Annotated in this window: 22 protein-coding genes; 5 read left to right on the top strand and 17 right to left on the bottom strand. The window is 45.3% G+C overall.

Going from position 1 to position 21834, the window contains the following annotated elements:
* Nucleotides 1-15 precede the first annotated feature (15 nt).
* Nucleotides 16-987, bottom strand: coding sequence for a phosphate acetyltransferase (pta, locus tag M1D67_RS20475; RefSeq protein WP_020453322.1), 972 nt, complete (start codon nucleotides 985-987; stop codon nucleotides 16-18).
* Between the two features lie 288 nt (nucleotides 988-1275).
* On the opposite strand from pta, the gene hemQ reads away from it, so the two are divergent.
* Nucleotides 1276-2040: a hydrogen peroxide-dependent heme synthase gene (gene hemQ, locus M1D67_RS20480; RefSeq protein ID WP_020453323.1), complete on the top strand. Its 765-nt coding sequence runs from the start codon at nucleotides 1276-1278 to the stop codon at nucleotides 2038-2040.
* 46 nt (nucleotides 2041-2086) lie between these two features.
* On the opposite strand, the gene bslA is transcribed toward hemQ, so the two are convergent.
* On the bottom strand, nucleotides 2087-2626 hold the full coding sequence (bslA, locus tag M1D67_RS20485) for a biofilm surface layer hydrophobin BslA (protein ID WP_023857033.1): 540 nt from the start codon (nucleotides 2624-2626) through the stop codon (nucleotides 2087-2089).
* A 422-nt stretch (nucleotides 2627-3048) separates the two neighbouring features.
* On the opposite strand from bslA, the gene M1D67_RS20490 reads away from it, so the two are divergent.
* Together M1D67_RS20490 and gerQ are read left to right on the top strand one after the other, a co-directional pair.
* On the top strand, nucleotides 3049-4395 hold the full coding sequence (locus M1D67_RS20490) for a TrkH family potassium uptake protein (RefSeq protein ID WP_020453326.1): 1347 nt from the start codon (nucleotides 3049-3051) through the stop codon (nucleotides 4393-4395).
* A gap of 227 nt (nucleotides 4396-4622) precedes the next feature.
* Nucleotides 4623-5159, top strand: coding sequence for a spore coat protein GerQ (gene gerQ, locus M1D67_RS20495; protein WP_020453327.1), 537 nt, complete (start codon nucleotides 4623-4625; stop codon nucleotides 5157-5159).
* Nucleotides 5160-5200: 41 nt separating this feature from the next.
* On the opposite strand, the gene M1D67_RS20500 is transcribed toward gerQ, so the two are convergent.
* From M1D67_RS20500 to M1D67_RS20535, 8 genes are all read right to left on the bottom strand, one after another.
* Entirely contained in the window at nucleotides 5201-6346 is a 1146-nt protein-coding gene (locus M1D67_RS20500; protein WP_096748375.1) for an ABC transporter permease, read from the bottom strand.
* 1 nt (nucleotide 6347) lies between these two features.
* Entirely contained in the window at nucleotides 6348-7472 is a 1125-nt protein-coding gene (locus tag M1D67_RS20505; protein WP_096748376.1) for an ABC transporter permease, read from the bottom strand.
* A 15-nt stretch (nucleotides 7473-7487) separates the two neighbouring features.
* The gene (locus M1D67_RS20510; protein ID WP_479831477.1) at nucleotides 7488-8423 is read right to left on the bottom strand and encodes an ABC transporter ATP-binding protein; all 936 of its coding nucleotides are present in this window, start codon (nucleotides 8421-8423) and stop codon (nucleotides 7488-7490) included.
* Nucleotides 8424-8526: 103 nt separating this feature from the next.
* Nucleotides 8527-9633, bottom strand: coding sequence for a sensor histidine kinase (locus tag M1D67_RS20515; protein WP_479831478.1), 1107 nt, complete (start codon nucleotides 9631-9633; stop codon nucleotides 8527-8529).
* Nucleotides 9634-9647: 14 nt separating this feature from the next.
* Nucleotides 9648-10286 (bottom strand): response regulator, encoded by a 639-nt coding sequence (locus M1D67_RS20520; protein ID WP_023857029.1) that lies wholly within the window; start codon nucleotides 10284-10286, stop codon nucleotides 9648-9650.
* A gap of 156 nt (nucleotides 10287-10442) precedes the next feature.
* Nucleotides 10443-10814: a DUF423 domain-containing protein gene (locus tag M1D67_RS20525; protein ID WP_025810614.1), complete on the bottom strand. Its 372-nt coding sequence runs from the start codon at nucleotides 10812-10814 to the stop codon at nucleotides 10443-10445.
* A gap of 67 nt (nucleotides 10815-10881) precedes the next feature.
* Nucleotides 10882-12183: a purine/pyrimidine permease gene (locus M1D67_RS20530; RefSeq protein ID WP_023857027.1), complete on the bottom strand. Its 1302-nt coding sequence runs from the start codon at nucleotides 12181-12183 to the stop codon at nucleotides 10882-10884.
* 38 nt (nucleotides 12184-12221) lie between these two features.
* Nucleotides 12222-12530 (bottom strand): YwdI family protein, encoded by a 309-nt coding sequence (locus tag M1D67_RS20535; RefSeq protein WP_023857026.1) that lies wholly within the window; start codon nucleotides 12528-12530, stop codon nucleotides 12222-12224.
* A 271-nt stretch (nucleotides 12531-12801) separates the two neighbouring features.
* Between M1D67_RS20535 and M1D67_RS20540 the strand changes: the two genes are divergently transcribed.
* Nucleotides 12802-14184, top strand: a complete 1383-nt coding sequence (locus tag M1D67_RS20540; RefSeq protein ID WP_479831479.1) for an aldehyde dehydrogenase — start codon at nucleotides 12802-12804, stop codon at nucleotides 14182-14184.
* 50 nt (nucleotides 14185-14234) lie between these two features.
* Here M1D67_RS20540 and M1D67_RS20545 read toward each other — a convergent pair whose 3' ends face one another.
* Together M1D67_RS20545 and M1D67_RS20550 are read right to left on the bottom strand one after the other, a co-directional pair.
* Nucleotides 14235-14912: a uracil-DNA glycosylase gene (locus M1D67_RS20545; RefSeq protein WP_020453337.1), complete on the bottom strand. Its 678-nt coding sequence runs from the start codon at nucleotides 14910-14912 to the stop codon at nucleotides 14235-14237.
* A 13-nt stretch (nucleotides 14913-14925) separates the two neighbouring features.
* The gene (locus M1D67_RS20550; protein WP_224146326.1) at nucleotides 14926-15744 is read right to left on the bottom strand and encodes a glycosyltransferase family 2 protein; all 819 of its coding nucleotides are present in this window, start codon (nucleotides 15742-15744) and stop codon (nucleotides 14926-14928) included.
* 237 nt (nucleotides 15745-15981) lie between these two features.
* On the opposite strand from M1D67_RS20550, the gene M1D67_RS20555 reads away from it, so the two are divergent.
* The gene (locus M1D67_RS20555; RefSeq protein ID WP_020453339.1) at nucleotides 15982-16794 is read left to right on the top strand and encodes a bifunctional hydroxymethylpyrimidine kinase/phosphomethylpyrimidine kinase; all 813 of its coding nucleotides are present in this window, start codon (nucleotides 15982-15984) and stop codon (nucleotides 16792-16794) included.
* A 33-nt stretch (nucleotides 16795-16827) separates the two neighbouring features.
* Here M1D67_RS20555 and M1D67_RS20560 read toward each other — a convergent pair whose 3' ends face one another.
* The 5 genes from M1D67_RS20560 to M1D67_RS20580 form a co-directional block, all read right to left on the bottom strand.
* On the bottom strand, nucleotides 16828-17094 hold the full coding sequence (locus tag M1D67_RS20560) for a hypothetical protein (RefSeq protein WP_165389258.1): 267 nt from the start codon (nucleotides 17092-17094) through the stop codon (nucleotides 16828-16830).
* A gap of 83 nt (nucleotides 17095-17177) precedes the next feature.
* Nucleotides 17178-18614, bottom strand: a complete 1437-nt coding sequence (locus M1D67_RS20565) for a sucrose-6-phosphate hydrolase (protein ID WP_145929965.1) — start codon at nucleotides 18612-18614, stop codon at nucleotides 17178-17180.
* Between the two features lie 18 nt (nucleotides 18615-18632).
* Complete coding sequence (locus M1D67_RS20570) at nucleotides 18633-20012, bottom strand: sucrose-specific PTS transporter subunit IIBC (protein WP_023857021.1); 1380 nt, start codon at nucleotides 20010-20012, stop codon at nucleotides 18633-18635.
* 245 nt (nucleotides 20013-20257) lie between these two features.
* On the bottom strand, nucleotides 20258-21088 hold the full coding sequence (locus tag M1D67_RS20575; protein WP_095291409.1) for a PRD domain-containing protein: 831 nt from the start codon (nucleotides 21086-21088) through the stop codon (nucleotides 20258-20260).
* Between the two features lie 42 nt (nucleotides 21089-21130).
* Nucleotides 21131-21421 (bottom strand): hypothetical protein, encoded by a 291-nt coding sequence (locus tag M1D67_RS20580; protein ID WP_023857019.1) that lies wholly within the window; start codon nucleotides 21419-21421, stop codon nucleotides 21131-21133.
* Nucleotides 21422-21834: the final 413 nt, after the last annotated feature.

Raw genomic sequence — 21834 nt, forward strand, 5'->3', positions numbered from 1 at the left:
TTTTTCAAAAACAAATTACAGCGCTTGAACTGCCGTAATCAGCGCAAGATTATAAACGTCTTCAGCGTTGCATCCTCTGGAGAGGTCGTTTACAGGCATGTTCAGCCCTTGCAGAATCGGACCGACCGCTTCGAAGTTGCCGAGGCGCTGAGCGATTTTATAGCCGATGTTCCCCGCTTCAAGGCTTGGGAAAACAAATACGTTTGCATCACCTTTAATGACGGAGTCCGGCGCTTTTTTCTCGGCGACAGATGGAACGAATGCCGCATCAAATTGGAATTCGCCGTCCAGTGTAAGCTCAGGCGCTTTTTCTTTGGCGATCGCAACCGCATTGGCTACCTTTTCAGTTTCGTCTGATTTTGCAGAGCCTTTTGTTGAAAAGCTGAGCATGGCGACACGAGGGTCAATGTTGAACATTTTCGCTGTGTTCGCACTTTCGATTGCAATTTCCGCAAGGTCCTGACTGTCAGGCGCAATATTGATCGCACAGTCTGCAAATACATACTGCTCATCGCCGCGCGCCATGATAAACACGCCGGAAGTTTTCTTCACGCCTTCTTTTGTTTTAATAATTTGCAGCGCAGGGCGAACCGTATCCGCTGTTGAATGAGCCGCACCGCTGACAAGACCGTCGGCAAGCCCTTTATAAACAAGCATCGTTCCAAAATAGTTCTCATCTAAAAGGATTTGGCGGGCCTGTTCTTCCGTCGCTTTTCCTTTGCGGCGTTCAACGAAAGCCTGAACAAGGTCTTCCATTCCTTCGTATGTATGAGGATCGTATATGTCAACGCCATCCAGCGTCAAATTCAACCCGTTCGCTTTATCTTTGATTTCCTGCTCGTTTCCCACAAGGATCGGCTTTAATACGTTGTTTCCGGCCAAATCGTTGACAGCTTTGAGAATGCGCTCGTCCATACCTTCCGGAAATACGATTTTAACTCCTTTTCCTGCTACTTTTTCCTGCACTGTTGTAAATAGATCTGCCACTATATACCCTCCTTGAAAGTGTCACAAATACTTCATTTCTCTATTAAGCATACTCTTTTGTGATATAAATTCAATCCTTCTGTATTTTATTATAATGCTTTCACTTTTTAAACGCTTTTTTTAAATTAATTTAAGTGCGGCAGGGTTTAAACACTTCTATTAGTATATAACAGCCTTTCCCAGTTATACGACAGATCGTCACCTTTGTTCAAATCTTCTAAACGGATAAAACGCGGCAAACTATGATATGATGAAGGCAAGTACATACAAATTGGGAGTGATTGCAAAATGAGCGAACAGCAAAAAACGAACGAAGCCGCCCAAACGCTTGACGGCTGGTATGCCCTTCACGATTTCCGGACAATGGACTGGTCCGCATGGAAAATGCTTTCAAGCGATGAGCGCCAGATCATTATTAGCGAATTTACAGGTCTTCTCGAAAAATGGGGAGCTGCTCAAAAAGAAGGAAACGGAAGCCACACGCTATACAGCATCGTCGGCCAAAAAGCGGACTTCATGCTGATGATTTTGCGTCCTACGATGGAGGAATTAAATCAAATTGAACTTGAGTTCAATAAATCCAAACTCGCTGAATACACGATACCTGCTTATTCATACGTATCCGTTGTCGAGCTGAGCAACTATATGGGAAGCGGCGAGGGAGACCCTTACGAAAATCCGCAAGTGCGTGCGCGCCTGTACCCTGAGCTCCCGAACGCCAAATATGTCTGCTTCTATCCGATGGATAAAAGAAGATCGGGCGATGACAACTGGTACATGCTGTCTATGGAAGAGAGAAGAAGCTTGATGCGCAGCCACGGGATGATCGGCCGCGGCTATGCGGGCAAAGTGAAACAGATTATTACCGGCTCAATCGGATTTGACGATTATGAGTGGGGTGTCACGCTCTTTTCAGATGATGTGCTCCAGTTCAAAAAGCTCGTCTATGAAATGCGCTTCGATGAAGTAAGCGCCCGGTACGGTGAATTCGGTTCATTCTTTGTCGGCAACCGCCTCGCAAATGAACAGCTGCCTGCATTTTTGCATGTGTAATGATAAAAAGCTCCAAAGACCTCGGTCTTTGGAGCTTTTTTTCCTATTACTTGCAGTTACACGGCTGTGTAGGCGGAGTCGCCCTTTTTTGCACCTCGATTGAAGATTCGGCATAGAAAGTCGATCCGAGCCCCAGCACTCTGTTCTCCGCCCGGAATGTATACTTTCCTGCGGCAGGCAGCGTTTTGTTTGCCAGCACAAGCTTAAACTCCGCAATACCCAACAGATCAATTGTAAGCGGCAGCCTTACCGTTTTTCCGTTATTCAAAATTTGCCCTGTAGTCAACGCTCTTCCGTTCACGGTATCTTTCGTTGTTGCGGAAAATCCCGACGGCAATGTAAATTCAACCGTTCCCAGCGCCAGGATTGAATTCGGACGATACGTCAGCTCAATATCCGAGAACGACCACTCCTGTTTGCTGGCACCTGTTATAGTCGCATACAAGGAAGCGTTCGCAGCCGGGCGGTAGACAGATTCAGTTTTGGTTGTTTGAGCGCTAGCCTGGAACGAAGGCAGAAAAATCGAAACCATCATCACGAGACTAACCGCCAAGATTGACAATTTAGAACGATACATTCTTTTCAACACAGCAATTCCCCCTAGTCATCATTTTTTTCATCATTCGTCATGACGAAAGCGTACAAGAAAGGCAACATCAAGCAACGCCTTCTTCCCAAAGCGCCGGCACTTTGGTGATTTCTATTAAAAACTACCATTTTTTCAACAGGTAGTAAATGTTTTCCATGTCATATTTTTAAAATAAATGCAAAATAATAGAATTTAACCAGGCGTTGCTCCTCTTGATTTTCTTCGCTGTTCTTTAGTAAAGGACAAAAGACCCGTCCGCATTCCTTCTCTTCATTCTCCTGATTTTTGTTGACAAACGGTGTATCTGGCTGTACATTATTGACATTATTGAAACATGACCATCTGCGTTTAAATTTGAAATCACCTTGCTTTTTCTCCATTCATGTTTTGACTGAATGGATGAAGAAAGGAACGAAAAAATGCCTAAATTGGTTTCTTCAAATCTTGTAAAAGGTAAGATCATCAATATTAGTCCGCCGCAGACGCTGGCGCTCAGTTTCTTGATTATCATTGCCATCGGCGCCTGTTTATTGAAGCTGCCCGGCGCATCCACTACTTACATCTCATGGGTGGATGCTTTATTCACGGCCACCTCTGCAACTACGGTAACGGGGCTTGTTGTTGTCGATACAGGGGCAGATTTTACGGTTTTCGGACAAACAGTTATTATGTGCCTGATTCAAATCGGCGGACTCGGCTTAATGACGTTTGCCGTTCTCGTCATCATGATGATCGGCAAAAAAATCGGCCTGCAGCAGCGGATTCTCGTTCAAGAAGCATTTAACCAGACTTCTTTAGGCGGACTTGTCCGCCTGGTCAAGCATTTGTTTATTTTCACCATTGTCATAGAATTTGTGGCATTTTTGATCCTTTCGATCAGATGGGTTCCTGAATACGGTTTGCAAAAAGGCTTGTTTCATAGTTTGTTTAACACGATTTCAGCCTTTAACAATGCGGGGTTCTCCCTGTGGCCGGACAACTTGTCTCAATATGTGGGCGACCCGATTGTCAACATTGTCATCACAGGCCTTTTCATTACAGGGGGTATCGGCTTTACCGTTCTGCTGGATTTATGGACAAAGCGAAACTTCCGGACATTATCGCTGCATTCCAAGCTCATGATCGTTGGAACATTGATCATCAATACGACAGCCGCCTTGCTGATTTTTATTTTGGAATACTCGAATCCAGGTACGCTCGGCGGACTGCCTTTAGCCGACAAAATGTGGGGCGCTTACTTCCAGGGTGTGACACCGAGAACTGCCGGATTCAATACGCTTGATATCGCCCAGATGACAACGCCGTCCCTCCTGTTAACCATCGTTTTGATGTTTATCGGAGCCGGAAGCGCGTCAACAGGAAGCGGAATTAAACTGACAACGTTTATCGTGATGATCTTGGCGACGATCACCTTTTTAAGGGGAAAAAGCGAGACGGTTGTGTTCAAAAGGGCGATTAAAATGAAAACCATTTTAAGAGCTTTGGCCATCATTGTGATCAGTTTTTTATTCGTGCTTTTCGCATTATTTATATTGACGATCACAGAGAATGCTCCATTTTTGGAAATCGTCTTTGAAGTATTTTCCGCTTTTGGAACGGTCGGCCTGTCGATGGGACTGACACCTGATTTAACGACCGCAGGCAAAGCGGTTATCATGATGATGATGTTTATCGGCCGCGTCGGGCCTCTCACTATGGCGTTTACGCTGGCCAAGCCGAAGAAGGCGCCGATCCGCCATCCTGAAGATGAAGTGATCACAGGTTAATATGCAGAAAGACCGCTCTTTTCACGAGCGGTCTTTTTGTTTTTCTCTTTCCAACATGATGTGTCGTCATATTCCATCCCGCCCGTTCATACTGTAAAAGGGATGGGAAATATTGATCTATCATCTTGAGTCTTTTACAGCCGGATCGTCTTCATAGCAGCACTTTATCATTCCTCATGTATGGACGGTAGGCATGACTTTGACACAATGAAATGAGGAGGAACGAGATGAAATTTAAAAAAAATCAGATTCAGCCGCTTCAGGAGCTTGAAATGCCGGATTTCCGGCAGCAAATGGGGCCCAACCCTTATCCGCAGATGGGGCAGATGGGGCAAATGTACCAGCAGCATGGACAGCAGCCTTTCACCCAAACGGGGGGGCAGCAATCGTATCAGCAGCCCGGCCCACAGCTGTTCCAGCCGCAGCCGGCAGGAGTCCAGGTCCCTCCGATGCCTTCAGCACAGCAGACTTCACCGAGTATCCCCGGCATGCTGCCGCTTGAGCAATCCTACATTGAAAATATTTTGCGGCTCAATCGCGGAAAAGTGGCAACCGTATATATGACATTTGAAAACAATCCGGAATGGAATGCGAAAGTCTTTCGGGGAGAAATTGAAGCAGCCGGCCGCGACCACATTATTTTAAGCGACAGAAAAACAGGCACACGCTATTTGCTGCTGATGGTGTATCTTGACTATATTACGTTTGATGAGCCGATCACTTATGATTATCCGTATTCAATGGCCTCATATACCCCAAGATAAAGGTTCGGTTTCATTAAAACCGAACCCTTTTTTTATAGATATTAAGCAAAGTTTCTCACATCATTATTACGTTTGAATTTGTAAATAACGATGAGGAAAAAGACAGCAGCGAAAGCAAACAGGATCATGATATTCAAATACAGATCTTGAAGCTGCTGTCCCTCCTGCAATTTTGCCAGCGTATCCAGCACCCACCGCTGCGGAAGAAAGTCCGCGATACGCTGTGCGAAAGACGGCATGATTTCAATCGGCCAAAAACATCCGGACAGCATGATCGTCGGCATAAATATTAAATTTCGCAATACCCCGGATGACTTGGAGCTATTTGCAAAGACGACGGTGATCAGCGCCAGGCCGACCGCGCTTAGCGCAAAAATCAACAGCACCGCTGCCATCTCCCAAAATGAGATGCCAGTCTCCATCCGGAACACATATTTCACCATTATCAATGTTAAAAAGATTTGGCATGCGATGACAGACATACTGACGGCCACATTGGACATAACGTACTGTCTTGCCGTTATCGGTGTGGTCAAAAGCCTGAAATACGTTCTATTCTCTTTTTCCTTCACTAATAGTTCGGTCAAGCTTCCCGCTGAAAAAAGCATCGCCATCAGAAGAAAACCGACCGTTCGCTCCGTCATGTTTCTATTTTTCGCCGTGTCTTCAACCGTATATGTTTTGACACCCGTTTCAGAACTCCGGTAATTTTTATACATTTCCTCAAAACGCTTTTCATTCCCCTGCGCCGATTTGCCGATTGCGGCAATATTATCAATATAATGATAAACATACGATTTCACAAACCCGGTGATTTCAGCGCCTTTGACAGATGCAATGGCGATATGAGCCGGTTCTCCGTTCTGCACGCTTTGAGAAAAGCCTTGTTCAAACGTAATGACGCAATCAAGCTCCCCTGACGCAATTTGACTTTTCCCTTCTGCTTCACTGACCGCGCTGATGTTGACATTCTCGATCCCCTTCAAAAAATCCTTAGTATCTTCGGCGATTCGTCCGCCGTCATGATTGATAATTCCGACGCGCAAATCTGTCTTGTCCATGCTTCCCTCTGTTAAAAGCGATACGAATATGCCTAGCAAGGGCAGACATACGAACAGAAAGATATTGATCTTCTTTTTGAAGGTGACATTCAGTGTGTTTTTGACAAGCCATAGCATTTCTTTCATCTTACAGCCCCTCCCTTCTCTGCAATGAGACAACGGCAATCAGCAGAAATAACAGGGATAAACCGATGTTCAGCAAGATTACGGGCAGCCCCGCCGCTAGATCGTCCGCAAATATAATGTTCATAATAGCTTCGTTCGTCCATGTGAGCGGAGACAGGTCTTTGATCAAAGCTAAAACACCTTCCGCACCCTCGACAGGAAAATAAGCGCCTCCGAAAAATGCAACCAGCGGAATCAACATGTTAATGATCGCCACTGCCGCTTCCCCCGTTCTCGTCAAATAACTGACGCCAAGGCCGAGGCATACGGCAAACAATACGATGCTGAACAGCACGGCCGCCACAAGGGCGAGATGATCTCCCCAGTACGCTTTAAATACGTATTTGCTGAATATGACGACGGCAAAAATACACAATCCGTTTGTCACAAGATTGCCAATCAGCTTGCCGGCAAAAATCTCGCCTTTATGAACCGGCGCCGCGATCAGCCGGTCGGCTGTTTTTCCAAGCCGCTCTCCCCTTATTAAATAACTGGCGCTTAGTGCACTGTAAAGCGCGATCAGAGTGGTCATGGTAACCGCGTAATAATCCATGGAGTTGGGCTTTCTGTCTGAGCTGAGAGACGTCTCCTTGATATAATGGTCGCCAGGTATGTCCCCGAGCACGGCACCCGCTTGCTCAGGAGCGGCTTTGATGATCTCTTGTGCGGCATTGTACCGGTTTGCAAACGCGGTCAGCATTCCTTGAATAATGCTGTTTTTCATACTGTTTTTATCCATTTGGTAAAGCTTGATGCCGCTGTTTTCGATCTCAAGGTAAGCATCGTAGTTCCCTTGTTTGATTTCTTGTTTTCCATCCGTATCAGACAATATTTTTTTAAAATGAACGCCGGATGTTTTCGCTTCTTTTGCGAATGTTTTAAAACCTTCCGAAAACGCTCCGTCAGCCTTGTCTTTATACAGAACATGAACCTCGCCGACCGCTGCTGTTTGCTGATCGAAAGCGTTCGTCAGCGCGGTGCCTAAAATCATAATCAGTACAATCGGAAATGCCAGCATAAAAAGGAATGTCCGCTTGTCCCGAAAAGCCGATACAATTTCTTTTTTCGCAATGATGAGTGTATTCAAACCATGGCCCCCTTTCTAATCGCGCAACTGTCTTCCGGTCAAGGTCAGGAACACGGTTTCCAAATTAGGCGCTTTTTCTTCCAATGAACGAATCTCGGCCCCGTTTTTCATCAGCTTCTCAATAATCTGGTTTAAATTATTGACACCTGCATCCGAGTTGATTTTGATCGTATTGTCTTCAAGAGCAGCCGCCTCCACGCCGCTGATCGTTTTCAGTTCGCCGATATCGACATTTTCCGCCGATTTAAGAACGACCTGAATATCTTTCGTGTTGGTAATGATCGATTTCAGCTGCTCCTTCGTTCCTTCGGCGATAATTTTTCCATGATCCACGATGGCGATCCGCGTACAGATCTCTTCAACTTCTTCCATATAATGGCTGGTGTAAATAATCGTGCAGCCCATCGCATTTAACTTTTTGACGGATTCCAAAATATAATTTCTCGAATGCGGATCAATTCCCACCGTTGGTTCATCCATGATGATCAACTTTGGCCTGTGGGCGATCGCGCAGGCGATATTGAGCCTTCTTTTCATTCCGCCTGAAAAATTTTTCGGGAAGCTTTTATGCTTATCGCTTAAACCGACGAACTGCAATGCTTCTTCCACCCGATTGCGCAATTGGGCCCCGCGGAGACCATAGAGTCCGGCGAAAAACTTCACATTTTCATATGCCGTTAAATCCTCGTAAATGGCCATATCCTGCGGGACAATGCCGATATTCATCTTGGCGAATTTGCGGTGTTTCGCAATGTTTTTTCCGAGAATCAAAATCTCGCCTTCATTGCTTCTCAGCAAACTCGAGATCATGTGAATGGTCGTGCTCTTTCCGGCCCCGTTTGCGCCGAGCAATCCAAATATTTCGCCCTCTTCGATCGAGAGTGATATATTGTCGACGGCAACGAAGTCGCCAAATTTTTTTGTTAGATGATGGATTTCCAATACATTCATGTTCTCACCTCATTTTGATTTCATTATAAAAAAAAGATGAATGGTGCGGCAGTGCAGCATTTCATCTTTTTCACATGAGAAAATTCATATTCAATTCATGAAATCATTCATGCTTGGGCAGCAAGGTGGTGACAGAGAAGCCGTTCGAACCGTCAACAATCACCTTTCCGTTAACAGAAGCGGCCCGTTCCTCCATCCCGATGATCCCCATCCCTTTCTTGATTTTCTGCCGCCCTTTTCCATTGTCTTTCACTTCGGCTTTAATGAGTGTATTCAGCACATGAATATAGATGGATACATGTGTCGCTTCTGCATATTTCACCGAGTTTGTCAGTGCTTCGGTGATATTTTCAAACATAATCTTCCACTGAATTTGAGAAATAACATCCAAATCGCCTTTATGCAAAAATGAAATATTCATATGATACCGCGCCGAACATTCATCGATAAACAGCTTCAATCTATGGATACCCATCTGTTCTGAGGGCGGCTTGACGCTTTTTAACGTCAATCTGATATTTTCGATCCCGTCCTTGGAGATGTTAATCGCGTTTTGCAGGAGCTCGGAAGCTTTTTCCTTGTCTATGTCAAGGACGCGCTTCGCCGCTTCGAGCTGAATCAGCGCTCCTGTCATGGAATGGCCGATTTTATCGTGTATTTCCTGGGAAAGCCGGTTCCGCTCCTCAAGCTTATACGTATATTCGGATTGTCTGATAAACTCTTTGTTTTCCCGCAGCATGTTTGTTACCTTCTCCAGGTCTCTTCTCGTTTGATCGATATGATGTTCAAGCTTTTCAATCCGCGCTGCATCTTGGCTTGCCGCCCAGTACAGCAAAAATTGAAAAGCGGCTGTCAACGCGTAGACCGCTGAGATGCTTTCATTGATAAACAAAACCGGAACGATTGAAGCGGCAAGTACCATCCACTTCGGCAGCCCGAAATTAGCTGCTCCTTCATACAGGCTAAAAGGAAGAAATAAAATAAATAGGGGGTGCACCTCGGCATAAGAAAAAATTGAAATGATGACAGACATAATAATAAAAAGCTTTTTTATTTTTCCTTCAGATAAAATTGCAATCCCGAGGTTGATACAGGCGTAAACAAGAATGCTGAACACAAGCCACGGCAGATTGTCAATTTCCGAAGAAACGCATTGATAGATGATAAATCCCAGCAAAATCAGTTTGCCGGTCAAAAGCCGCAATTCCATGGTGATCCCCCAGATTAAAAGTTAACTTTTCCAGTTAAATAATAAATTGCGATTTGCGTCCGGTGTTCAAGCCCTGTTTTCCCCAAAATCGAGGAAATATAATTGGCAATCGTACCTTCAGAAATAAACAGTTCTTTCGATATTTCTTTATTGGACAGCCCTCTGGCAATCAGGGCCATAATTCCGAGCTCGCGTTCGGTAAACAGGCTTTCGTCTATTTTGGATTCCGCTTCTTTATGCTCCGCCAAATTAGATTTAATCTTGTCGAGGATGATATCCTGCATGACAGTATGGCCGTTGTACACGCTTTTAATTGCGTCTCTAATTCGCTCAGGATCGGCATTTTTCAGCAAATATCCTTTTGCTCCGTTCCGTATGGCAGCGACGATGTATTCGTCATCATCAAACGTTGTTAAAATAAAAGGCTTGGCGCCCGTTTCTGAAATGAGCCGCGCAGCTTCCACTCCATCCATGTTGGGCATGCGGACATCAAGCAGTGCAATATCCACAGCTTGGCCGCGGCAAAATTCGACCGCTTGCAAGCCATCCTCCACCGTCGCCAGCACTTCAAATTCATCATAAGTGCTCAGTATGATTTTCATACCCTCTCTTATGAATGAATTGTCATCCGCAATGATCACTTTAATTTTCATCTTTGAACGGAGACCGGTCCTCCGCCATGCACATCCCTTCTGTCAAAATGCAAAAGCCGGGTCTTTCGCCCTGTTCATAACATTAAATTACCATGAATCAGCCCCTGTTAAAATAAAAAAAAGCCAATCCTTTCAGGAGATTGGCTTTTTAGTAAGCTACAAGTATTTAACCGCTGATACAACAACCATGATCCATGCGGCAATAAACGCCACGCCGCCCAGCGGAGTAATCGCACCGAGGACGCTGATTTGCGTAAGGCTGAGGACATATAAACTTCCTGAAAATAAAACGATTCCTGCAAACATCAGCCAACCTGCCGCAGTTACGCTTCCCGCATCTGTAAGCTTTGACGCGATGAGCGCGACGGCAATTAAACCGAGCGCATGATACATATGATACTGGACGCCGGTCTGCCAGATTTGCAAATATTTCTCGGGAATTTTCCCCTCAAGACCATGAGCTCCGAACGCCCCTAAAGCAACCGCAAGCATCGCATTGACAGCACCTAAAATTAAAAATAATTTCACGATCAAATCGCCCGCCTTTCTTTTATCATCATAGCGCACACGCCTTTAATTTCAACGTTTACACATCTCATGACACGATATTGTCAAATTTCTTTTTCCGTAGCTGCATCTGTTCCGCAGCAATCGCTACAATTGTTCCAAGGACAAGCCCATTGCTTAAAATGGAAACAAAAACAGGATGCATTCCTTCCAAAGCACTTTCAGGTACAAACATGACCCCCACGCCGGCAAGGAGCGCAATCCCGGTAACAAAACGGATGCGGCCTGCCTCGTCCTTTTCATAAGAATCGAATTCGGCAAATGCCAGGCCGACCATCGTTGAAAACACGACGAAGTTCACCGCAAAGCCGACCGGAGACGGCAGGCTGGCAAAAGTATTCATGACCAGCGGGAAAAAGCTGATGACGATCACGATCAAACTCCCGAGCAAAAACGGTTTTTTCGAAGACATTCTCGTCGTTTGAATAAACCCGGCCGCCCCGGATATCGGCACCGTGCCTACAGCTCCGAGCAATCCGCTCAGCAAATGGCTGACGGAGGCGATAAATCCGGCAGGACGTGCCCGCCTCCTCTCCTCCAGCTTCTCAAACTGTCTGACCGCTCCTTCAACCACCCGTATGCTGGCGAGCATATTGACGATTAACAATACTGTAATAAATAGCGAAGTAACGACTAATCCGCTGTCAAACAGCGGCATTCCGAACGGAAAAATATCCGGAAGGCGGAACAGCTGGTTCGCATGCTCAGGCGCCTTCGCCACGCCGAATACGGCAAATAAGACCCAGCCGCCGAAAAGCGCAATTAAAATTGAATATTGCTTGAGAACCGGAATGTTTGACCGGCTCATCAGAAACGTAGCCAGCATGACCACAACCGCCAGCAAAAACACGGGTATATCGACCTCGTTTTTCCGGTAGCCGATCCCCATGACACCTTTAACGATCGGATCGCTAAGCTGGATGACCAGCAGCAGTAAATAAATGCCCGTCACAACAGGAGTAAACATCACAGCCAGCTTATCAATAACTTTAAATAAACTAAAAATAAAGAAGAAAACCGCGCTTAGCAGCATCGCTCCCTGCAGCCCCTGAAGCGTTTCAATATGAGTCGCAAATACGGTCCCTGTAAGACCGGAATAAATCGTGTACACGCCCCACCAGAGGCCGGCCGGACTCTCATTAATCGGCAGGCGGTGTCCCAATAAACATTGGATAAAAGCCGTTGTGCCGAGCACGAAAAAAGTGCTTTGAACCAGCCCAGCGGTCTCTGCCTGGTTCAGCCCGAATGACTGCCCGATTGCAATGGGCACCACGATTGCGGCCGCAATAATAAATGCCGTCCATTGTAAAGCCCCAAAAAGCAGTTTCAAGTTGATCAACCTCTCTTTTTTAAAACAGCCGACGGCGCCTAGAAATCAAAAATAGAATCTCCGTTGCCGTCATCTTCGTGCTTTTGTTTCTCTTGTTTTTTGTATTGTTCAGCACCGGCGCTCCCCATCATTTTTTCTAGCATCAGCTGGTCGCTCGATGGTTTATTGGCCGTTTGAACATAGGGTGAAGACTGGACGGACGGCCGCTGCTGCGGTTCAACAATGACGTCGCAAAGGGAGCGGATAACCGCGATGTGCATTTTCAATTCATTTTCCTGGCTGCATTCCTTTGCTTTTTTCAATTCGTCCTCCATCTTCTGCAGCAAACTTGATATATGTATGTTCATCAAATCGATCCTCCAAACCGTTTTCAGTTTCCATTTCATTTTACCAAATTAACTTCTCCCGTGCCGAATGCACTTTGCAAATATCCATTGCGAAAAATTGCCTCTCCTGCTGTGAAATATCACCTTTTGCACTTTTAAAAAAGATATCTGCAGGCAAACGCAGGTGGAAAACGCCGATTTTATTACGGCTAAAAGTTGACAGCTGAAAAGGCTGTCACACATAATGAAAAAAAACTTCACTCGAATTTCTAAAAGCGAAAGGAATCAGGGAATGGCAGAACGTACACCCTCCATCGAAACGACCGTTACCGAGCAAAAGCGATATTTTTTAAGCGGGGCAACACTCGCTGTTGAAAATCGTCTGGAACAGCTCAACATTCTTAAGAATGCTGTAAAAAAATATGAACGGGACATACTCGAGGCCCTTCAGAAAGACCTTAATAAATCAGAGCACGAAGCCTATATGACGGAAATCGGCATTGTACTGGAAGAAATCCGCTTCATCAGCAGACGATTAAAAAAATGGGCCAAGCCGAAAAAGGCCAAAACGGCCGTCTCGCACATCGGTTCAAAAAGCATCGTCATTGCGGAGCCTTATGGCACGGTCCTGATCATCGCGCCATGGAACTATCCGTTTCAGCTTGCCGTTTCGCCTCTGATCGGCGCACTTGCTGCGGGGAATACGGCCGTCATCAAACCGTCAGAGCTTGCTCCCGCTGTATCCAGCGTCATATCCAAGATGCTTAAAGAAATCTTTCCCCCCGAATATGTATCCGTTATTGAGGGCGGGGTGGAGACAAATCAAGAGCTTTTGCGGCAAAAATTTGACTATATCTTTTTTACAGGCAGTGTTCCCGTGGGCAAAGTCGTCATGGAAGCCGCAGCAAAACAGCTCATTCCAGTCACACTTGAGCTTGGCGGAAAAAGCCCCTGCATCGTGCACAAGGATGCTGATCTTAAGCTTGCAGCTCAAAGGATTGTTTTCGGAAAGCTGACAAACGCAGGACAGACGTGCATTGCGCCTGATTATCTGCTCGTACACAAAGATGTGAAAAGCGGGCTGTTGCACGCTCTGAAGCAATCGATCCAAACATTTTACGGAAAAGCGCCGGAAAGCCATCCGGCGTACGGAAAAATCATAAGCGAACGTCATTTCGAACGGTTACTCCGCTTTTTACACAACGAGAATATCGTAACAGGCGGAACGTATCAAAAAGACGCACTTAAAATTGCTCCGGCCATTATCGATGAACCCGACTGGGAATCGCCGATCATGCAGGAAGAGATTTTCGGGCCGCTCCTTCCTGTCATCGGCTATGAAACAATCGAAGACGTTATCCAAATGGTTCAAAGCCGCCCTAAACCGCTCGCGCTCTATTTGTTTACGAATGAAAAACCGGTACAGAAGCACATCCTCAGCCGGATTTCATTTGGCGGGGGATGCATCAATGACACGCTGATGCACACAGCCACACCTTACCTCCCCTTCGGCGGCGTAGGCGAAAGCGGAATCGGAAGTTACCATGGGTATCACAGCTTTAAGACGTTTTCCCACGAGAAAAGCGTTTTAAAACAGACAAACCTGTTTGACATTTCATTCTGTTACCCTTCATCAAAAAACGGGCTGCGAATCATCAAAAAACTTCTCAGGTAGATAGGAGCCAGACAAACGAAGAACCGCTTATTTTAGCGGTTCTCGCGATTTTAAAGATTCGGAAGGGACCAATCAATCGGCTCATCACCGATTTGTTCCAAATACTGATTGGCTCTTGAAAACGGTCTGCTCCCGAAAAACCCGTTTCTAGCCGAGAATGGGCTCGGATGCGGCGACTGGATAATGAAATGCTTGGATGTATCGATTCGCTCTTTTTTCATTTGGGCATGCCGGCCCCAGAGAATAAAAACGACCGGCTTATCTCTTTTGTTTAAAACATCTATGATACTGTCTGTCAGCTGTTCCCACCCTTTTCCTTTATGCGAATTTGCCTGGCCCCGTCTCACAGTCAAAACGGTGTTCAGCAGCAGAACGCCTTGCTTGGCCCAACTGACGAGAGAACCGTGATTAGGGATGTCGGCGCCAATGTCATTCTGCAATTCTATAAAGATATTTTTCAAAGAAGGCGGCGGATTGACACCGGGTTGTACGGAAAAGCTTAAGCCATGGGCCTGCCCCGGGCCATGATACGGATCCTGGCCGAGAATCACGACTTTAACATTTTCATAGGAAGTATAATGCAAAGCATTGTATATATCGTTCGGTTCAGGATATACGGTGTGCTCTGCATACTCCCTTTTCAGCATTTCCCTCAGTTCTTGATAGTAAGGCTTATTAAACTCGTCCTTCAGCTGCTGCCACCAGCTGTCATTCAAAATCTGTTTCAATGTTCAGGCCTCCTTAACTCAATTGTCTTGCAGCGGAAAGCCTGGATGCGACCGGTTTTCCGTCCCAGACGATTTCGCTTTCCGCTTCCCTTTTTTTCATAGCAGGTTCTTCGAGAAGTACGAAAAAGTTCTTTGTCGGAAGCTTGCCAAGCTGATGCTTTTCACTCAAGACATCCAAATAATACTGTCTCATTCCGCCAAGATCTCCGGATTGGTTGTCACCCTGATCTGAAAACGCATAGATGACGCTTGCAAAAGGAACCCTTTTCACGCGAAAGCGCTCAGCTGCTCTCAGGAAAAAGTCCCAATCCCAATAATTGTGGACAGCAGGATCAAAATAGCCGATCTCGTTATGAAGAGACCGTTTGTACATACTCCCTGAAGGAACATATGTAGAAAACTTCCTCATTTCATCCAAGTTAAAGGAATACGCAAAAAGATAACGGCTTGTCGGAATTCTTTTATCCTCTTTTTCTTCGAAAGACACAATCTCAGCATCCGAATAAACAAAATCGGCGGTCTCCAGCGCATTCAACATTCTTTCCATATGGCACGGAGTGAAAAAATCATCATCATCACACAGCATAATAACATCTCCGGAAGCTTCTTTCACCCCTATATTTCTCGCTTTTACATGCTTCACGTTTTCTTTCAGATGGATAACTCTGATCGGAAGGTCTGAATAAAGGCGCTCAACAAAGTCGACGCTCTCCCCGGCATCATTAACAATAATGACTTCAAACGGTGCAACAGACTGTTTTGTAATGGATTCAAGCAATTCGCACAAAGCGGTGACCCGGTTGTGCGTGACAACTACGATAGATATGTTCATATTTGTGATATACGCTCCTTCTTATTTCATTCTAAACATATTAAATCATAATGCGAATAATTTCACATGGATCAAAAGATGGTTTGGTTTTTTATGCCAATCCATTCACGAAATTTGGCAGAGGACCGCTGCACTATAAAGCGGCAGCCATTTCATTGTGATCTTGCGAAAAGCTGTCTATAATAAGTAATAAACCAACTTTGGATGGAATCTCTTATCGTGGAGGATTGACTGAACATGACAATGCACAAAGCACTGACAATCGCCGGCTCTGACTCAAGCGGAGGCGCCGGCATTCAGGCGGACTTAAAAACGTTCCAAGAAAAGAACGTCTATGGAATGACGGCCCTTACGGTTGTTGTCGCCATGGATCCTGAGAACAACTGGAATCACCAGGTATTCCCAGTTGATACAGAAGTCATCCGCGCCCAGCTGTCGACGATTGTGGACGGCATCGGGGTAGATGCGATGAAAACGGGCATGCTTCCGACCGTTGATATCATTGAATTGGCGGCAGACACAATCAAGAAGCACAGCATGAAAAATGTCGTCATTGATCCCGTTATGGTATGTAAAGGAGCAAATGAAGTGCTGTATCCCGAACACGCAAAGGCTTTAAGAGAGCTTTTGGCTCCGCTTGCCACGGTCATTACGCCAAACCTTTTTGAAGCCGGCCAGCTCAGCGGACTTGGAGAAATTAAAACGGTTGAGCAAATGAAGGAAGCGGCAAAAGTCATTCACGGCCTCGGCGCTGAACACGTCCTCATTACAGGAGGAGGCAAACTGAATCACGAAAAAGCGGTAGATGTATTATTTGACGGCCGGGATGCAGAAGTCATCGAAGGAGAAAGAATTGAAACTCCATACACGCACGGGGCGGGCTGCACCTATTCCGCAGCGATTACGGCTGAACTCGCCAAAGGTTCAAATGTAAAAGAAGCCATTTATTCTGCAAAAACATTTATTACGGAAGCCATCCGCGAATCATTCCGTTTGAATCAATACGTCGGGCCGACGAAGCACTCCGCTTTACGGCTCAGTGGCAAATAAAAGCCAGCCCCATTAAAAGGGGCTGGCTTTTATTTAGCTTTCGCGTTTGATCGTTCTTGCAGATGATCTTAAGAAAGTCTCGATCGATTCCACAAAAAGAGCATATTCTTTCATTTGTTCATAAGTGTCTTGAAGTTTCTTTTGTATTTCTTCATCATCCGGAATTGTTTTATCTTCAATACCGCCGATCAGCTTCTTCATCTGAAGGAGCAAACCATTGTATTCCTCTCTCGTATCCTCAATATGATCCGCCATTTTTTTCAAACGCACAGCTGTCAACTTCTGCTGGTTTTGATCCAAAAAAACAACCCCTTTTTCACTGCACTCTCTCTAAAAAAAGCATATCATAAAGGGGTTGTACAGAAAATAGCAAACCGCACCCTTTATGCCACCGTCCAGGATGTTACATTCACTATGATTTCTTTTCTGGCACCGATCCAAACATCATTATTTCCCGGGTAAGGAAAATATCTTGCCGTAAAGACTTCCTCTCCCCCATTGACGAAGATTTCAATCGCAGACGCGTCTAAAAAGATGTTTAAATCGCGGAGCTCATGCAAACGACAATGTCTGGCTTCCGTTCTTTCATCAACATAGCTGTTTCTTTCCAAAGTTATGATGCCGTCAGCTTTATTGTAAATGAGTCGCGCGGCACCCCTGAAGGAAATCTCAAAGCTGTCTTCAATAAGTTGCGGGCTGATGAAAAGCTCGGTTTTGTCCGGTTGAACAATGTCCAGTTTTTCGGTGCCTTGATTAAGTGATATTGCTGCGCGTTTTTCGTTTTGGCGGAGCGTTCTAAGCTCCGCGACCGGTTTTTGAACGATTTTATCGTTTTGCAAATGCAATTCCCTCGGCAATGTCATACAGTGCACCCATTGATGCTGAATCGTCGGCTGGCTCTGTTCATCCTGGTCTGGAACACCCATCCAGGCAACCAGTATCCTCCGGCCTGATTCGTCTTTTGTCGTCTGCGGCGCATAAAAATCAAAGCCGCGGTCAAGCTCTTCAAAGTCTCCGTGTGTAAAACCCGGTTTCTGCTCGTTCAATTCACCGACAAAATAACCTGACTGATAGACGTTTTGGTAGCGCATCTCTTTTGCTTCAAGGCCTTGCGGACAGACAATTAAGACGTCTTTGCCGTTTAGTTCGAACATGTCAGGGCATTCCCACATATAGCCGAATTCCCCGAGCTGATCTGTATTTGAACCTGTGATGTCGCCAAGGAACTGCCAGTCTTTCAAATTATCCGATTGAAACAGAACGGCTCTGCCCTCAAGTTTTTCAGTCTGGGCGCCGAGCACCATGTACCAGCTGCCACTCTTTTTCCATACTTTCGGATCGCGGAAATGAGCCGTGTATCCTTTCGGAAGCCTTGCAACAACCCCCTGTTTTTCAAACGAGATGCCGTCTTTCGAGACGGCGAGACATTGATAGGTCTCCCTATTTCCCTCGTCATCTCTGACATTCCCCGTATAAAACAGGTGGAGCACATTATTTTCAGCGATCGCGCTTCCTGAATAACAGCCGTTTTTATCAAACCAGTCGCTCGGCGTGAGGGCGATCTCTTCATGCCGCCAGTTCACGAGATCTGTTGAAGAGTAGTGCCCCCACAGCTTTGCACCGTGCCCCGTTTTAAAAGGCATCCACTGATAAAAAAGATGGTAAACTCCCTTCCACTGAATGAACCCGTTCGGATCATTCAGCAGTCCGACAGGAGGCATGATGTGATAATGCAGCCGATAGGGATCAAGGTTTACAATATCCCGGTATTCTTCAACCCGGTTTATTGCCTTTTGACGAAGCTCCTGATCTTGATTCATCGTTTTCCCCTCCTTCCGTCACTTTTTCTCGTCTTCATTAATTCCTAAGATAAAGGCTGTGATAAACGCGACAGACACAGAGATCGCCATTCCGATTAAATAATGGATCAGGTTGCCCATTCCAAGCGGGGCAACAATCGCAATCATCGGTATTCCCGTCAAACCGTAGGCGTTTGCCGCAACATTCATAAAGACAACGTATGCAGCACCGAGCGCTCCACCGGCCATTGCCGCGATAAACGGCTTGCGGTAACGGAGGTTAACACCGAAAATAACAGGTTCGGTAATGCCGAGAAAAGAAGAGAAAGCAGCAGGTAAAGCGATTTCTTTTGTTTTTGCGCGCTTTGCCAAAAAGAATACGGCAAGTCCGGCCCCGCCTTGGGCGACATTGGACATAGACCAGATCGGAAGCAGGTAGTTCCTGCCGATATCAGCGATAAGGCCGGCCTCAATCGCGTGGAAACTGTGGTGAACACCAGTTAAAACGATCAGCGAGTATGTTCCTCCGAAAATCAGTCCGGCAACAGGTCCGGCAAGATCATACACATAAGTTAAAACGTTCGTGATCCCTGTACCAAGCATTCTTCCTAAAGGACCGATTGCGATAAAGGCAATAAATCCCGTTGAAATAATCGTGACAAACGGTGTCACTAAAAGATCGATCGCGTTTGGAACAATTTTTCTTACGCCTTTTTCGATTTTACTCATCACATACACGGCAAGCAAAATTGGAACAACGGTTCCTTGATAGCCCAGCATCTCGATTTTGAGCCCGTAAAAGTTCATCACATCCGGTGATGCAGTTGCCAATCCCCAAGGATTGAACAAGCTCGGGTGAATTAAAATACCTCCAAGTACAGCCCCCAGGTAAGGATTGCTGCCAAATTCTTTCGCAGCACTGACACCGATCAAGATCGGAAGGATAATAAATGCCGCGCTTGAGAACATATCAAGCATTTTATACAGCGCTGCATCAGGATCGACCCACTGAAATGCCTTCATCATCCCCAACAGCCCCATTAATAAACCGCTTGCAACAATGGCCGGGATGATGGGCACGAAAATATTTGACAGCGTTTTCGCGAATCGCGCTAAAGGATTCATTTTTCCCTTTGCGGCATCGCTGTGCTGAACCGTTTCCTTTTGGTCAAGATTCAGCTCTTTGGCAAACTGTTCATACACTTTATTAACAAGTCCTGTTCCGAAAATAATCTGGTATTGGCCAGAGCTCGAAAAGGCTCCTTTTACACCTTCCAGCTCTTCGACCTTTTCCTGGTCGATTTTCGCTTCGTCCTTGATCACCAAACGAAGCCTTGTCGCACAATGAGCTGCACTGATGACATTATCTTCTCCGCCAAGAAGCTGTATAAGACGTACGGCGATTTCTTTGTGATTCATGATGACTCCTCCTTTTTTTTTAAAAAAAAGCAGAAAAGACCTAAAATTCACCAACGAATGGCGGATAGATTCTCCCCATTCATCTAGCAAATTTTAGGTCTTGCCTGCTTTACCAGTCACAATCCCCGGTATTTATTTTTTAATACGCTTTCATTTTATTATGTGATAACGCTTTCGTCAACTACTTTTTTATTTTCTGTGAAAATCGACCTAAAAAAAGCCTGATCGCGCGTTATCAGGCGGTATTACCTATAGGAATCATTTAAACGCTGGACATGCAGCGTAATATATCCGACTTCCGATTCCGGAAGATGAAGATCATATTCAGTTTTCACGTAATCCGCCAGCCCTGCCGCACACTGGTAGCTTCCAGGATACTTTTTCCGGATGAAATAAAGCATGTCATCGTCCATGACATGAAACGCTTCATTTGATTCCAGCCTGTTGATGGCATACCTGAGATGCGTGACAAGACGCTGATATGAGATGCTGTTTTCGTCAATCTTCTGATTGAAACAGCATTCGATTTTTTCTATCAATTCTTTGATGATGTTTGTGTATTTAAGCGTCTTCTGCATGTTTTCCGCATCCATTTTTGCGGTATGAATATGCAGCGCAATATAACCCGCTTCATCATCAGGCAATTCGACTTTCAATTTTTCTTTGACCAAATCGATTGCCCAGAGTCCGATCTCATATTCTTTTTTATAAAGCGCTTTGATTTCATTTAATAATTTATTTTGAATGACGAATCCTTTGCGGACTCGCTCGATCGCAAATGACAAATGATCCACAAGGGCGATGTGGATATGATCACTCAACGGTGCGGACAGCCGCCCTTCCGCATAGCTGATGATCTCTTCGGCAGCTTCAATATGTTCTTCCGGAAGTGTTTCGAGGATTTGTTTAAACTTTTCATTTTCTTCATGAATGGTAAAAATTTTTTCTACCTTGTTTCTTGGAATGGTATCGTTTTTGCCTTTTTGAAAAGCGATACCAGGCCCCATGACAATTTTTTCTTGACCATCCTCCTTTATGATTGCTGCATTGTTGTTCAATACTTTATAGATTTTCAAAGCCGTCACCCACTTCCCGTTATGAGTGGGATTTTACCTTGTTTAAGTTCCCGTGTAAAGAGTTGGTCCGGCTCTTACCCTCTTCACCGCTTTTTGGCAAACAGCCCGGTTGGGTTCTGTCGTAAAACTGCCGGGCATCGCTCTCTTACAGCCCGACATCCGCTCTGTTGATTCTTCTCTTTTTTCCGAAAAGCCGCCTGCCTGATAAGCATCGGCAGCCTGATATGTACCGCCGGCGAACGCCATCACCTTCATTTGAGTCTCTCTGACAGGCACCACCGCATTCAGCAGCACGGCCGTCCATAATTTTAAAAATGATATCAAACCTTTCATACCGATCCCCTCCAGTTTCGTTGTGATAAAACTAGCAACTCTATTAAACTTTCTTGCTCTATCTTATCCCAGCAAAATGAAAATGTTTGTCACAATGTGTGTGCAAAATGATTCTAGTTTTTAGAAGTTTTGTTGAAAACTGATGGAAACGCATGATTCAACGGAAACAAACCATGAATGTAACTTACTCACAGCTTATCCTAAGGATAAACACATATTACCCACAGGGTATATCCACATATCCACATATTTATTCAACATTTAGTATAAGAACGTATATTCCCTACAATATCTATACACAAGTTTATTCACTTATACACAGTAAATTGTGCATAAATCTAAAGACATCCACTCCAATACATTGAATCTTTGAAAATTATTTCTATATATAGAAGGATTTTTTTGAAACTGAG

Source organism: Bacillus sp. PK6-025, assembly GCF_056530265.1.

Bases quoted from the DNA above. Each gene is read 5' to 3' on its own strand.
- hemQ (WP_020453323.1), top strand. From the start codon at position 1,276: ATGAGCGAACAGCAAAAAACGAACGAAGCCGCCCAAACGCTTGACGGC.
- M1D67_RS20490 (WP_020453326.1), top strand. From the start codon at position 3,049: ATGCCTAAATTGGTTTCTTCAAATCTTGTAAAAGGTAAGATCATCAAT.
- gerQ (WP_020453327.1), top strand. From the start codon at position 4,623: ATGAAATTTAAAAAAAATCAGATTCAGCCGCTTCAGGAGCTTGAAATG.
- M1D67_RS20500 (WP_096748375.1), bottom strand. From the start codon at position 6,346: ATGAAAGAAATGCTATGGCTTGTCAAAAACACACTGAATGTCACCTTC.
- M1D67_RS20510 (WP_479831477.1), bottom strand. From the start codon at position 8,423: ATGAATGTATTGGAAATCCATCATCTAACAAAAAAATTTGGCGACTTC.
- M1D67_RS20515 (WP_479831478.1), bottom strand. From the start codon at position 9,633: ATGGAATTGCGGCTTTTGACCGGCAAACTGATTTTGCTGGGATTTATC.
- M1D67_RS20520 (WP_023857029.1), bottom strand. From the start codon at position 10,286: ATGAAAATTAAAGTGATCATTGCGGATGACAATTCATTCATAAGAGAG.
- M1D67_RS20535 (WP_023857026.1), bottom strand. From the start codon at position 12,530: ATGAACATACATATATCAAGTTTGCTGCAGAAGATGGAGGACGAATTG.
- M1D67_RS20540 (WP_479831479.1), top strand. From the start codon at position 12,802: ATGGCAGAACGTACACCCTCCATCGAAACGACCGTTACCGAGCAAAAG.
- M1D67_RS20550 (WP_224146326.1), bottom strand. From the start codon at position 15,744: ATGAACATATCTATCGTAGTTGTCACGCACAACCGGGTCACCGCTTTG.
- M1D67_RS20555 (WP_020453339.1), top strand. From the start codon at position 15,982: ATGACAATGCACAAAGCACTGACAATCGCCGGCTCTGACTCAAGCGGA.
- M1D67_RS20565 (WP_145929965.1), bottom strand. From the start codon at position 18,614: ATGAATCAAGATCAGGAGCTTCGTCAAAAGGCAATAAACCGGGTTGAA.
- M1D67_RS20570 (WP_023857021.1), bottom strand. From the start codon at position 20,012: ATGAATCACAAAGAAATCGCCGTACGTCTTATACAGCTTCTTGGCGGA.
- M1D67_RS20580 (WP_023857019.1), bottom strand. From the start codon at position 21,421: ATGAAAGGTTTGATATCATTTTTAAAATTATGGACGGCCGTGCTGCTG.